This is a genomic window from Silvibacterium sp., from assembly GCF_047605705.1.
Taxonomy (GTDB): domain Bacteria; phylum Acidobacteriota; class Terriglobia; order Terriglobales; family Acidobacteriaceae; genus Silvibacterium.
Genome location: NZ_JASGFD010000008.1, coordinates 78,771 through 91,760, shown reverse-complemented (window position 1 = coordinate 91,760; position 12,990 = coordinate 78,771). Strand labels below are relative to the sequence as shown.

The following is a 12,990-nucleotide window of genomic DNA, read 5'->3' as shown; positions in this document are numbered from 1 at the left end:
CAAACACGAAGACGCGCTGTGGGTCAACGCCGACAAGAGCAACTCCAGCCCTGCGAGTTCGATGCTAAAAGGTAATTTTCGTTCGCCAGCCCAGCACCACAACCGATTCACGATTCGAATTCCCGCCGGGATTGACATACCACTGCGCCACCGGCTGCAACAGCAGCCACGGAGCTGGCTGCGTCTGGTAATTCAATTCGACGAGGTGCTCCGCCCCCAACCTTGGCCCTCCCAGAGCAAACGACTCTTCGCTCGCGTGCGACCCGGTTTCTGTGCGGACATATCCGAGAGCGATGCTGTCCTTTGCCCAGCGTCCCCCGAACGGACCTATCCAGCGCGCTCCTGCCCAAAGCTGGTGGCTGAACTGGCTCACGTCCCCGGGCGAATAGTCCTCGGAATAGGTGAGATCAAGACCACGGTTGCGGTCTTCTCCGACATTGCCCATGCGATACACCGCCTGGTCGGCCTGCGCATAGAGAAGGTAGTTGCCCGGACTTGATACCCCGGTACGAAGATCGGTAAAGTTGTGCGGATCGTAACCTGCGCCGAATTTATAGACACCAGGGTGATTGCCGGTCTCCCGGTCCGTGATGAATGGCTCGGGGCCCATCGTGAGCGTTGCATCCGGGGCCTTGGGAGGATCCTCCAGATAACCGATCTCTGTTGCCACGACCGGCCCACCGAGATGGAAATTAAAACCGGATGGATCAATTGTGTAGGGGCCTCTCTCTTCTGACTGGACCATTCCTTTCACATACAGATGATCGGTAGGCAGTACCTTCACCTCGAATGAAGGCACGCCCGCGGGATTAAATGCAAAGTAGACAGAGGAGTTCAGATTGCTATGCGCATAGCCCATGGCGAGGTTGATGAAAGAAGCGCCATATTCGGAATCGCCATAGCTGTCGTAGGCTGCAATTTGTCCACCACGCAGCGCGAGTTTGTGATGGAAGAGATATTGCTGCAGGTAGAAGGAATCTGCGCGAACGGTATGCGCACTCGGCAGGCTGCTCGAGTCGAGCGAAGTGAAGGTATATTGCTTGCTGAGATCCGTTCCGTATTGCCATAGGCCGGTAATGTGAAAGGTTGTATCTTTGGCTCGAGAAAATTTGCTGAAATCTACGTCCAATGTGCCTCGGATGCGGCCCCATGCGCCAAAATCCGATCGTTCTCCCTTGGCGTTGCCGAGAGCGTCGTCCGTGTAGTACATGTCGAAGGTGAATCCGCGGTTCTCGAGGCGCGTGCGCTGTCCATCCCAGTCGCCAAAGAGGTATTTGCGGCTCCAGATGCCTTCTCCTTCCGGTGTTGATGGAGAAGGAATTGCGTCATCCACCGGCGCCTGCTGTTGTGATGGCGTGAGAGGAACAAAGGAAGGAATCAGGTAAGACGAAGGCATGTCTGGCATCTCGCTCATCGAGAACTCGGAATGCGCCATGCCCGGTGCATCCGGTAATACACTTCCCTCTTCGCCCGCCTGGGCAAAGAGCGTCACAGCAGAACTGAAGAGACAAAGGTATAGGAGAGGTAGGCAGCGCACGGAGCATTACTCCTTCACATGTATATGTGCTTGGATGCATAGCTCTCAGAAGCAGAGGAACCACGCGGGCCTCAAAAACCTGAAAACGATTACTTGCGATGTGCATCAAAAAGGTTGTGGGGTGAAATGTGAGTGATCAGGAAAAGCAGCAGTTTATTCTTGCATTGGACCAGGGTACGACGAGCTCCCGGGCTATTCTTTTCTCGAAAGACACCAATCCTGCGACGATTGCGCAGCACGAATTTCGGCAGATCTTTCCGCAACCAGGCTGGGTAGAACACGATCCTTACGACATTCTGACGTCACAACTGAAATCAGCCGTGGAGGTGCTGGGAAAGCATTCCGCGCGCCCACGGAATGTCGCCGCGCTCGGCATAACCAACCAGCGTGAGACCACCGTAGTGTGGAACCGCAAGACAGGTAAGCCTGTCTATAACGCCATCGTGTGGCAGGACCGGCGCGGAGCACCGCTCTGCGAGAAGCTTGCGAAAGATGGTGCGGAAGAAACCATTCGAAAAAAAACAGGTCTGCTGATCGACCCTTATTTCTCGGCCACCAAGATTGCCTGGATTCTCGACAACGTCGATGGAGCGCGTGCCGCCGCAGACAAAGGAGAACTGGCCTTCGGCACCATCGATAGCTGGCTGGTCTGGAACCTGACCAGCGGCAAGGTCCATGTTACCGATCGCACCAATGCCAGCCGCACGATGCTCTACAACATCGTGGACGACACATGGGATGCCGATCTGCTAAAGCTGCTGAAGATTCCTGAGAGCATGATGCCGGAAGTACGCTGGTCGAGCGAAGTGATCGGCGAAGTCACGACATCGCTCGGTCTCGGGAATGTCCAGATTGCAGGCATCGCGGGCGATCAACAGTCCGCGCTCTTCGGCCAGCTTTGCGTCTCTCCCGGAGATGCCAAGAATACGTACGGCACCGGTTGCTTCCTGCTGCAGAACATCGGGGACAAGTTCACGCTTTCGAAAGAGCGGCTCATTACTACGCTTACCTGCTCTCCGAATCGCAAGCTGGAATACGCCCTCGAAGGCAGCATCTTTGTCGGGGGCGCGGTGATTCAATGGCTGCGCGACAATATGAAGTTCTTCACTGCGGCTCCGGATGTGGAATCGGTTGCAGCTTCGGTCAAGAACTCTGATGGCGTCGTCTTTGTACCCGCATTTACAGGGCTAGGAGCTCCGCATTGGGATCCATATGCGAGCGGCATGATCATAGGCATTCAGCGCGGTACGGAAATCGGCCACATCGCACGCGCGGCGCTCGAGAGTATTGCCTTTCAGGTGGCTGACGTGCTGCATGCGATGGATCACGACACGAAGAATCGCTTCAAGGAGCTCCGCGTCGATGGCGGCGCAGCCGCGAACGACCTACTGATGCAGTTCCAGGCAGATTTGCTTCAGTTGCCGGTAAAGCGCCCAGGCATGCTTGAAACTACCGCAGCCGGCGCGGCATATCTTGCAGGACTAGCGGTGAACTTCTGGGAGAGTACCGAGGAAATCGCCAAGGTGCGGGCGAAGGATACGGTATTCGAGCCGAAGGCTGACCGCAAAGAAATGCAGAAACTGCAGGCACGCTGGACCGATGCAGTGAAGCGCTCGCGCAACTGGACAGAACACGAAGAAAAGCACGAAAGCAAGAAGGAGAAGCAGGGATGAACCGGAACGAGATGCTTGCGGCGATTCGCGAGCGCAAAGAGCCTTGGGACATCATCATAATCGGCGGCGGAGCCACCGGTGCGGGCGTGGCAGTAGATGCGGCCTCTCGCGGTTTTTCAGTCTTGTTGCTGGAGCGCGAAGACTTCGGAAAAGGCACTTCCAGCCGCAGCACCAAGCTGGTGCACGGCGGCGTGCGCTATCTCGAGCAAGGCAATGTATCGCTTGTGATGGAAGCATTGAAAGAGCGCGGCATCCTACGCCAGAATGCGCCGCATCTTGTTCATGACCTGCCCTTCGTCGTGCCCAATTATTCCTGGTGGGAAGCACCGTTTTATGGCATCGGTTTGAAGATCTACGATCTGCTTGCGGGCAAGTATGGCTTTGGCCGATCACGACTGCTCTCGAGAGAAGATACTCTTGCGACACTTCCCAATCTTCGCGAAGACGGACTGCGGGGTGGCGTCGTTTATCACGACGGACAGTTTGATGATGCGCGCCTGCTCATTCACCTGATTCGAACAGCGGTAGATCATGGTGCGGTTGCGTTGAATTATGCGCCAGTCATCGAGCTACGCAAGGGCGAAGAGGGCTTCATCGACGGAGTGATCGCTGAGGATCGTGAGACGGGCGAGCGGATCAATCTCTCTGCAAAGGTTGTGGTGAATGCCACCGGCATCTTTACGGATGAGGTTCGTCGCATGGCTGATGCAAGCGCGGCCGAGATGGTCACGCCCAGCCAGGGCATCCATCTCGTGCTCGATCGTTCTTTCCTGCGCGGAGACACGGCGATCATGGTGCCGCATACCAGCGATGGCCGCGTCATGTTCGCGATTCCCTGGCACGAACATACCGTTCTCGGTACAACCGATACGCCCATCGAGAAGCCTTCTTACGAACCGCTTCCCTTTGCAGAAGAGATCGAATTTGTGCTCGAGACGGCAGGTGAATATCTAAGCCGCAGACCAACACGCGAGGATGTGCTGAGCGTGTATGTCGGGATTCGTCCCTTGGTGAAAGCTGCGGGTTCAGATTCCGGTAAGACCTCTGCTCTTTCGAGAGACCATACCATCCACATTGACACCTCTGGTCTGCTTACGATCGTCGGAGGCAAGTGGACGACCTATCGTCACATGGCTGAAGACACAGTGAACCACTGCATTACGCTTGGCAATTTGGCGGATAATCCCTGCGTGACGAGGGAGCTCCATATTCACGGCTATCTGCAGGATAGCTCGACTCTCGGCGGTCTAGCTGTGTATGGCGCGGATGCAGAAGATATCCGCGCCCTTGTCCAGAAAGACTCCAGCCTTGGAAAGCAGCTACATCCCGCGTTGCCAATGATTGCGGCAGAGGTGGTTTGGGCTGTCCGGGAAGAGATGGCGCGCAACCTTGAGGATGTACTGTCGCGACGGAATCGCGCTCTGCTGCTCAACGCGCATGCCGCTGTAGAGATGGCTCCCGAGGTAGCTCGGCTGATGGCCGCGGAACTCGATAAACCCGCGAGCTGGGCGCAGGAGCAGGTTGATTCCTTCAACGAGCTTGCCCGCCAATACCGCCTGAAGAAGACTGCCTAGGAGGCATCCCATGGTGCGTTCACCCTTGCTCGGGGAGTTCATGGGCACAATGATGATGATTCTCCTCGGCGACGGCGTTGTGGCCGGTGTCGTGTTGAAGCGGACAAAGGCCGAGAACGCTGGGTGGATGGTCGTGACGACGGCATGGGGCTTCGCGGTGTTATGTGGCATCTTTACCGCGATGCTCTTCGGCAGCAAGGACGCTCATCTAAATCCGGCTATCACGCTGGCCTTTGCCATCGAGAACCATGACTTCTCGAAGGTGATTCCATATGCGGTTTCGCAAATCGCCGGGGGACTGGTCGGCGCTGTGCTGGTGTGGCTCTTCTATTTGCCGCATTGGCCGGTGACGGAAGATGCCGATACGAAGCGCGGCGTCTTCTGTACGGCTCCGGCAATTCGCTCGTACGGGGCGAATCTGCTGTGCGAAGTCATCGCGACGTTTGTGCTCGTGATTGTGGCCGGCGCCATGGGATCCAAGCTTGTCCTCGCAGCTGGAGCACCCGGGGGCATCGGACCGTATCTCGTTTCCTGTCTGGTGTGGGGCATTGGGCTTTCGTTGGGTGCGACCACAGGCTATGCCATCAATCCCGCACGAGATTTTGGGCCGAGACTCGCGCATGCGATTCTGCCTATCCCCGGTAAATCGCACTCGGACTGGTCGTATGCGTGGGTTCCCGTTTTGGGCCCGGCAATCGGAGCCACACTTGCCGGGATATGTCTCCGCGCGCTCGGTGCCTGAGAGCTGCTGGAGAGGACACCAAACGCCGGATGAAGCAGCCCTTGCTCCATCCGGCTGTCCCTTTATATCTTGGTCCCAATGGCCGAATTGAGACAGCGACTCCCGCGAACTCCGGAGAATTCCCGCATTCGTAACTGCTTTGGGGACATATTCGCGCATTTGCTGGTCTCACGCCTTCCGGAGCAAGCATGAATCCGCCTTTCCCCCGCGTCCCAAGCCGCCGCAGATTTCTAAAACAGGCGGGATCCGCCGCTATCGCCAGCTCTCTTCTTCGTGATCACGTGCTTTCTGCACAATCGGCGGGCAACGCAATACGGATTCCACTGCCCGTTGTCAGAAATCGCGCACCTCTTACGCCGGCCGCATTCTCCCCGCTGCCGCTTGGCTCCATCCGTCCGGCCGGATGGCTGCGCACGCAGATGGAGGTACAGGTCAATGGGCTTAGTGGCCATCTCGACGAGGTGTGGGACGACGTAGGACCCGACAGCGGCTGGCTTGGCGGCAAGGGAGAGTCATGGGAGCGCGGGCCTTATTTTGTTGATGGCCTCATTCCGCTCGCTTGGCAACTTGGTGATGAGCGACTGAAGGCAAAGGCAAATCGCTTCATGGAGTGGACGCTGACACATGCCTCTGCGAACGGCATGTTCGGCCCTGCAAGCAATGACGACTGGTGGCCGCGCATGGTGATGCTCAAAGCACTCACGCAATACCAGGAAGCGACCGACGATGCCCGCGTGATACCGCTCATGTCGAACTATTTCGAATACCAGAGAATCACGCTGCCGACGCGGCCTCTCCGCGATTGGGGTAAATTTCGTTGGCAGGATAATGCGCTGAGCGTTATCTGGCTCTACAATCGCACGGGCGATCCGAAGCTCCTGGAGCTCCTGCAGCTCTTGCATCAGCAGGGTTTCGACTGGAAAGCGAACTTCGCTGACTTTCGATACACCGAGCGCATCACGCCAGAGTTGATCAAGCTCAGCGAGAACAATGGCCTCAGCGACACTGCGCTCGCAACGCACGGGGTAAACAATGGACAGGCACTGAAGGCCGCGCCAGTATGGTTCACGGTTTCAGGGAACGAAAGCGACCGCCAGGCCTTCCGCGTCATGGTCGATGCTCTCGATAAATACCATGGGCTGCCCAACGGAATGTTCTCCTGCGATGAGCACTTCGGCGGACTGAATCCATCCCAGGGCAGCGAGCTCTGTACCGTTGTCGAGACGATGTATTCGCTGGAAGTCGCGATGGCGGTCCTCGGAGAAGCGTGGATCGGTGACAGGCTCGAGCACATTGCGTTCAATGCCTTGCCCGGCACGTTTACTGAAGACATGTGGGCACACCAGTACGATCAGGAGCCGAATCAGGTTGAGGTAAGTCTGCACAGTAAACCGTGGACGACCGATGGCCCTGAGTCCAACCTCTACGGTCTGGCACCGCACTTCGGATGCTGCACCGCGAACTTCCATCAAGGCTGGCCAAAACTCACTGCAAACCTGTGGATGAGTTCGGCTGACAACGGCCTCGCTGCTATCGCCTACGCCCCGTGCGAAGTACACACCTCCGTGCAAGGCACGCCGGTGCGCATTGTCGAAGAAACCGAGTACCCGTTCCGGAATTCCATTCGCATCCGTCTCGAGCCTGAGGCAGAAACAAGATTTCCACTTCGGCTAAGAATCCCTTCTTGGGCCGGTGACAAGGCGGTCATTCACGTGAACGGCGAGGTACAGCCGACACCGAAGGCCGGAACATTTGCCGTCGTGCATCGCAGCTGGAAATCCGGGGATATTGTCGAACTGCACCTGCCGCTTGAACCGCGCGTCACTCGCGGATTTCAGCAGTCGGTGTCGATCAATCGCGGCCCTCTGCTCTTCTCGTATGCCATCGCGCAGGATTGGGTAAAGCTGCGCGATCACCGCCAGAAGTCCGCAGACTGGCAGGTGTATCCCGCCTCCGAGTGGAATTATGCACTGGCCGTAGACGAGAACTCGACCAGTACGATACGCACGGAGGAGACAGCTATCGGTCAGACTCCCTTCACCCTGCGCACGCCGGGGGTAAAGCTCCATGCCACCGCGCGCAAGCTACCTTCATGGCGTGCTGTGGATGGTGTCGCCGATCCCGTACCTCAGAGCCCGGTAAGCAGCGAAGAGGCAGATGAGCAGATAGAGCTCGTCCCCTATGCGGCCGCGAAATTGAGGATTACGGCATTCCCTGTACTGAAAAGCTAGAGCTTCAGTGCCCGGCATAACTCTGTGTGAGTATGCAGCGGGTTGGATCAGGTCGAGGGTAGAAGTCTTCGCTTCAGCCGTGTCTGTAGAACTGAACTCACCTCATTCAAGCCGAAGACGAAGTATGAAACGGCTGTGATGGCAAGAGTCAAAGCTGTCGCCACCAGAACCACGCGGCTGAGTGGCCAATGCGGAGCATGAAACGCCGGCCATGCCGCAGCTCCGAAGGCCGCCGCCAGCAGGCATGCCAGGCGAATCACGGGAGTCATGGATATGCTCTCCGAGCCTTCAAACAACTCCACATTGAGCCGCAGAACGTAAATGAGTTGCGCAATTTCAGCCGCAAGCCACGCGAAAAGGAAACCGGGGAGCCCGAAGGTGCGAAGCAGACCGGCTCCGGCTACGATCATCACGGCATAGGCGCCGAGAGTGAACTTCGACAACCGTTCATGCTGGTTGCTGGAAGACTGAAACTGGAACTTGTGCTCCTTAATCCCCATTACCGCCGAGATCAGGGCCATCACAAAGCAGAGTGTCGGGTCGTACAGATTGCGCTTATGCAACCATATCGTGAATAGCAACGGCGAAAGGAGCATAACTCCAACGCTGAATAAAGGAATAAGCACCAGCACAACGCGCTCCGAGAGATCGTAAAGCCGTTTCAGCTGCGGCCAGTTGCGCTGGCCTACGAGATGCGTGATCTCCTGCCCTACGGAGAAACTGATCAGGGCGAGCGCCTGACGGCCCATGGCAAAAACGACGCGTGCAAGCGAAAAAACAGCGACGCTCGCCGGACCGAGCATTCGCTGGATGAGCAGCACCGGCCCCTGCCACACCAGAAAGCTCGAAAATGAAAGGAGCCCGAAATGTCCGCTGGGCTTCAACATCGCGATTGCCGTGCGCCAGCTTGCCTTTCGGAAGCGCGGCAGCAGCATCGGCGCATGACGAGCAATGTCCGCGACCACACCCACCGTGAAAACTAAGATCGAGAGGAACTGGGTCAGGGCAAGCACCGGGAAGCTCGCACGGAACCATACACACGTCGCGAGTGCCAGGATGGAAGCCAGCCGTTGCGCCTGCTCCCAGTAGGATCCGCGATGCGCCTTGCCGATGATCATGAAGCTGTTCGAGGTCATGCTGAGAATCATGCCGAACAGAATTTGCAGCAGCAGCAGATAGAGGGTGAGTGACGCTTCGTGTGAACTCACCTGATGCAGGTTCAGCCAGCGCCCCAATGGCATGCGGAAGAGGCTTAACCCGGCAGCCGCGAAAACCCCGATGACCGCAATCAGCAGTAACAGGGCGCTGGCCTGAATCCGTTGCGACTCATCCTTATCGCCACGGCTGTAACAGATGGTGGCCTGGTTCGTCGTGTATGTCTGTATTCCGTAATTCAGCGTATTGAGGTAGGTGATGGCAGCGCTGAGCGCGATCCATTCGCCGTAGACCTCAAGGCCATGAGCGTAACGATGCAGGAAGAAAGGCGGGATAAGGAGCTGCGACACAATGGTAATGCCCTGCCCCATGAAAAAGGCGGTGAGCATCTTCAAGATGCGCTTGAGGCTCATGAATGCCGTGTCCTGCTGGCCGGTTGTGAAGACATCGAATGTGCCGGAACACGCAGGTCATCGAAGACCCGCGGCCCGGAACTACATCTTATAGCGGCCCATGTCCTCATCGTTAAGGTTTTCGAGCCATTTGCGTACATCCTGCGACGAAGCCTGCTCCGCGGGATTGGGAAGAACCTTCGCCGCCAGCAACACGCTCTCGTCCACGTAGATGGGGCAGTCGGTGCGCATGGCCAGGGCGAGTGCGTCGGACGGCCGGGCGTCCAACGCAACGATCTCGCCATTCTGCTCCATCCAGATCACTGCATAGAATGTGTCATCCCGCAGTTCCGTCACTACGACGCGCAGCACCTTTGCGTTCAGGCTCCGCACCAGCTCGCGCAGAAGATCGTGAGTCAGAGGTCGGAGCGGCTGATTCTTTTCAATCTCCAGGGCGATTGCGTTCGCCTCGTACAGACCTACCCAGATCGGCAGCAGCGTGTCGCTACCCGGATCCTTCAGGAGCACGATGGGCATGTGGGTCGAAGGATCGACCATCAGCCCGCGGATTTTCATCTCTATTTCCATCGTCGTGACTCCCCTCCCCAGGACCGTCTTAAAGTCCGATCGCTTCGCCTACCAGGCTGTTCGGAAAGCTTTGCGTCACCTTTACCTGCAGGTAGCTCCCGATCGCCGGCAAAATCGTCGAACGCGTCGTGAAGTTAAGATTCTTATTCTGCGATGTGCGTCCAGTCACCTGTCCGCGCGCCGTGTTATATGCCTCAACCATCACTTCAAGCTCTTCGCCGATCTGCTTGGCGTAGTTGACCCTTTGCAATTCCCGTTGGCGGTCGAGAAGGATTTGCAGGCGCTTGGACTTCTCCTCTTCCGGGATCGAGTCGGCCATCGTTACCGCCGGTGTGTTGGGTCGGGGCGAGTACTTGAAGGCGAATACGCCGTCATACTCTACGCCGGCCAGCATATCGATTGTCTCTTCGAAGTCCTCCGGCGTTTCACCTGGGAAACCGACGATGATATCCGTCGTCATGCTGATCTTGCGGCGAGCCGCCTTAATCCATGCGATGCGCTCGAGGTACCACTCCCGTGTATATTCACGCTGCATCAGGTGCAGCACGCGCGAGGAGCCGCTCTGCACCGGCAGATGCACGTGGTCGCAGAGAGTAGGCACTGCATCGATCGCGTCCACAATATCCTTTGTGAAATCGCGCGGATGCGAAGTGGTGAAGCGCACACGGCGGATGCCGGGAATCTCTCCCACGGCCGCCAGCAATTCGGCGAAGCTGCGCTTCCCTTCCGGATCGCGGTAAGAATTCACGTTCTGGCCGAGGAGTTGAATCTCTGTATAGCCCTGATCCGCCATGCGGCGGGCTTCTTCCAGTGCGGAAGTCGAGGTGCGGCTGCGCTCCTTGCCGCGCGTGTACGGCACGACGCAATAGGCGCAGAACTTGTCGCAGCCTTCGATGATCGTGATGTAGCCGCGATGCGGGTTTGAACGCGCCGTGAACTCGGTTTCGAAGGTCTCTTCCGTCTGGCGGTCATCAAGCCCAGTAATCCGCGTACCACCTGCCTGCAGCTGAACCAGCATCTCGGGCAGTTTGTTATACGAGGCGGAACCGGAGACGAGCGAGACATACGGCGCACGCTCGAAGATCTTCTCGCCTTCCTGCTGGGCCACGCAGCCGAGCACGCCGAATCGTTTGCCCTGGCGATGGAGGCGCTTGTAGTCGTTCAGGCGGTTAAACACCTTCTGTTCCGCCTTATCGCGGATCGAGCAGGTGTTATAGAGGATCAGATCCGCATCCTCTTCGTTTTCGACCTTGTTGTAGCCCTCGTGGATCAGCGTGCCGATGACTTTCTCCGAGTCATGGGCATTCATCTGGCAGCCGAAGGTTTCGATGTAGAAGGTCTTTTGCGGGGTCTCCGCCGGGTTTTTGACTACGTCTGTCACGCCCTTCAGTATAAAGCAGCAAGCGTATCGGCTCTGCCCGGACGAGCTGAAAGGAGGTTAACCCAGTTGAAGGAGCAGAAAGAACAAACCGGCTCTGCGAATCGGCTAAAACCACTGGCGCATGGAGCGGCCAACCGCTGCTTCGGATGCGGCGAAGCCAACCGGACCGGGCTGCGGCTGCGCTTTCTGGTCGACGACGAAGGCACCGTCATCTGCAGGGTAAAGATTCCCGCCCGTTTCGAAGGCCCTCGCGGTCACGTGCACGGCGGAGTGATCGCCACGCTCCTCGATGAGGTCATGAGCAAGGCGAACCGCGTGCGAGGCGTTGTCGCCATGACCCGCCGCCTCGAAGTCGATTACCTCCGTCCGGTACCACTTCGCACGCCGATCGAGATTATCGGCCGGCATCTTCGCGCCGATGGCCGGAAGCATTTCTGTGAGGCGGAGATACGCTTGGGAAAAACAGCCATCGCCACCGGGAACGCGTTATTTATCGCCATTCCTGTTCGGACGCCGGACGAGACTTCCAGCGTCGGCCTCTGACGAAGCGCCCGAAATCTCAGGCCTTTGCCTGGACAAAACTTGTTCTGGAGGATTGCGGAGAGCAGCTCAGGAGTGGACCAGGCATCGGCGTATGAAGCTGCTAAAATCATCTTTCCGAAACATTTCGCTCAGCGGGACAAACCTGGCCTCCAACCAAGCCCACCCCGCCCGAAACAGAGAGGTTAGATATGGCAGAGCAGGCAAATACGAACGGAACTTCGAACACCAGCCTCCGGCTGAAGGTGGGACTCGCAGAAATGCTGAAGGGCGGCGTCATCATGGACGTGATGGATGTCGAGCAGGCGAAGATCGCCGAAGCCGCCGGCGCAGTCGCCGTGATGGCGCTTGAGCGCGTCCCCGCAATGATTCGCGCCGAGGGCGGTGTCGCCCGCATGGCGAGCCCCAAGCTTATCCGCGAGATCATTGCGTCGGTCTCCATTCCGGTCATGGCCAAAGCTCGCATCGGCCACTTCGTGGAAGCTCAGATCTTGCAGCAACTCGGCGTCGACTTCATCGACGAGAGCGAAGTGCTGACCATGGCGGACGAAGTTCACCACATCGACAAGCACGCCTTCGAGACGCCCTTCGTTTGCGGCGCGCGCGACCTGGGCGAGGCCCTGCGCCGCATCGCCGAAGGTGCGGCCATGATTCGCACCAAGGGCGAGGCCGGCACCGGCGACGTGATCCACGCCGTGAAGCACATGCGCCAGATCGTGCAGGAGATGAAGCAGCTCACCGTGCTCAGCGAGCAGGAGCTTTATCTCGCGGCAAAGAATCATCGTGCTCCCTATGAGCTGATCCGGTTGGTCGCAAAGACCGGCAAGCTGCCTGTACCGAACTTCTCGGCCGGCGGCATTGCCACCCCGGCAGACGCGGCCCTCATGATGCAGCTCGGCGCCGAATCGGTCTTCGTCGGCTCCGGCATCTTCATGAAGGAACGCGCCACCCCGCTCGATGTCTCGGTGAACGAGAAGGGTGAGCCGAACAACCCCGAGGAGCGCGCCGAGGCCGAATCCCGCGCAAAGGCCATCGTGATCGCTACGACGCATTACAACGACCCCGAAATCCTGGCCAAGGCCAGCGAAGACGTAAAGGGCTCGATGAAGGGTCTCGCAGTTGCCGCCATCGAAGAGAAGGAATTGCTTCAGACCCGCGGGAACTAACCGTTCAAGCG

General features: G+C 57.9%; 10 protein-coding genes. 6 read left to right on the top strand and 4 right to left on the bottom strand.

Annotated elements, in window-relative coordinates:
- Positions 1-64 precede the first annotated feature (64 nt).
- A complete protein-coding gene (locus QM649_RS04800) occupies positions 65-1,435 on the bottom strand; it encodes a carbohydrate porin (RefSeq protein WP_415197877.1) in 1,371 nt (456 codons plus the stop codon).
- Between the two features lie 230 nt (positions 1,436-1,665).
- Between QM649_RS04800 and glpK the strand changes: the two genes are divergently transcribed.
- The 4 genes from glpK (at position 1,666) to QM649_RS04780 (ending at position 7,757) form a co-directional block, all read left to right on the top strand.
- Positions 1,666-3,210: a glycerol kinase GlpK gene (glpK, locus tag QM649_RS04795; protein WP_415197876.1), complete on the top strand. Its 1,545-nt coding sequence runs from the start codon at positions 1,666-1,668 to the stop codon at positions 3,208-3,210.
- Positions 3,207-4,784: a glycerol-3-phosphate dehydrogenase/oxidase gene (locus tag QM649_RS04790; RefSeq protein ID WP_415197875.1), complete on the top strand. Its 1,578-nt coding sequence runs from the start codon at positions 3,207-3,209 to the stop codon at positions 4,782-4,784. The genes glpK and QM649_RS04790 overlap by 4 nt, the downstream gene beginning before the upstream one ends.
- A gap of 10 nt (positions 4,785-4,794) precedes the next feature.
- Positions 4,795-5,526, top strand: a complete 732-nt coding sequence (locus QM649_RS04785) for an MIP/aquaporin family protein (protein WP_415197874.1) — start codon at positions 4,795-4,797, stop codon at positions 5,524-5,526.
- Positions 5,527-5,945: 419 nt separating this feature from the next.
- On the top strand, positions 5,946-7,757 hold the full coding sequence (locus tag QM649_RS04780) for a beta-L-arabinofuranosidase domain-containing protein (protein WP_415197873.1): 1,812 nt from the start codon (positions 5,946-5,948) through the stop codon (positions 7,755-7,757).
- Between the two features lie 47 nt (positions 7,758-7,804).
- Here the strand turns inward: QM649_RS04780 and QM649_RS04775 are convergent, their stop codons facing one another.
- The 3 genes from QM649_RS04775 to miaB all read right to left on the bottom strand — a co-directional run bounded on the left by QM649_RS04775 (position 7,805) and on the right by miaB (position 11,273).
- On the bottom strand, positions 7,805-9,325 hold the full coding sequence (locus QM649_RS04775) for a lipopolysaccharide biosynthesis protein (protein ID WP_415197872.1): 1,521 nt from the start codon (positions 9,323-9,325) through the stop codon (positions 7,805-7,807).
- 81 nt (positions 9,326-9,406) lie between these two features.
- Positions 9,407-9,892: a bifunctional nuclease family protein gene (locus QM649_RS04770; protein WP_415197871.1), complete on the bottom strand. Its 486-nt coding sequence runs from the start codon at positions 9,890-9,892 to the stop codon at positions 9,407-9,409.
- A gap of 28 nt (positions 9,893-9,920) precedes the next feature.
- The gene (gene miaB, locus QM649_RS04765; protein WP_415197870.1) at positions 9,921-11,273 is read right to left on the bottom strand and encodes a tRNA (N6-isopentenyl adenosine(37)-C2)-methylthiotransferase MiaB; all 1,353 of its coding nucleotides are present in this window, start codon (positions 11,271-11,273) and stop codon (positions 9,921-9,923) included.
- Between the two features lie 66 nt (positions 11,274-11,339).
- Between miaB and QM649_RS04760 the strand changes: the two genes are divergently transcribed.
- Entirely contained in the window at positions 11,340-11,816 is a 477-nt protein-coding gene (locus QM649_RS04760; protein ID WP_415197869.1) for a PaaI family thioesterase, read from the top strand.
- 188 nt (positions 11,817-12,004) lie between these two features.
- Complete coding sequence (pdxS, locus tag QM649_RS04755; RefSeq protein WP_415197868.1) at positions 12,005-12,979, top strand: pyridoxal 5'-phosphate synthase lyase subunit PdxS; 975 nt, start codon at positions 12,005-12,007, stop codon at positions 12,977-12,979.
- Positions 12,980-12,990: the final 11 nt, after the last annotated feature.

Coding starts and splice junctions, on each gene's coding strand:
- QM649_RS04770 (WP_415197871.1), bottom strand. CDS start 9,892: ATGGAAATAGAGATGAAAATCCGCGGGCTGATGGTCGATCCTTCGACC.
- QM649_RS04775 (WP_415197872.1), bottom strand. CDS start 9,325: ATGAGCCTCAAGCGCATCTTGAAGATGCTCACCGCCTTTTTCATGGGG.
- QM649_RS04785 (WP_415197874.1), top strand. CDS start 4,795: ATGGTGCGTTCACCCTTGCTCGGGGAGTTCATGGGCACAATGATGATG.
- pdxS (WP_415197868.1), top strand. CDS start 12,005: ATGGCAGAGCAGGCAAATACGAACGGAACTTCGAACACCAGCCTCCGG.
- QM649_RS04790 (WP_415197875.1), top strand. CDS start 3,207: ATGAACCGGAACGAGATGCTTGCGGCGATTCGCGAGCGCAAAGAGCCT.
- QM649_RS04800 (WP_415197877.1), bottom strand. CDS start 1,435: ATGGCGCATTCCGAGTTCTCGATGAGCGAGATGCCAGACATGCCTTCG.
- QM649_RS04780 (WP_415197873.1), top strand. CDS start 5,946: ATGGAGGTACAGGTCAATGGGCTTAGTGGCCATCTCGACGAGGTGTGG.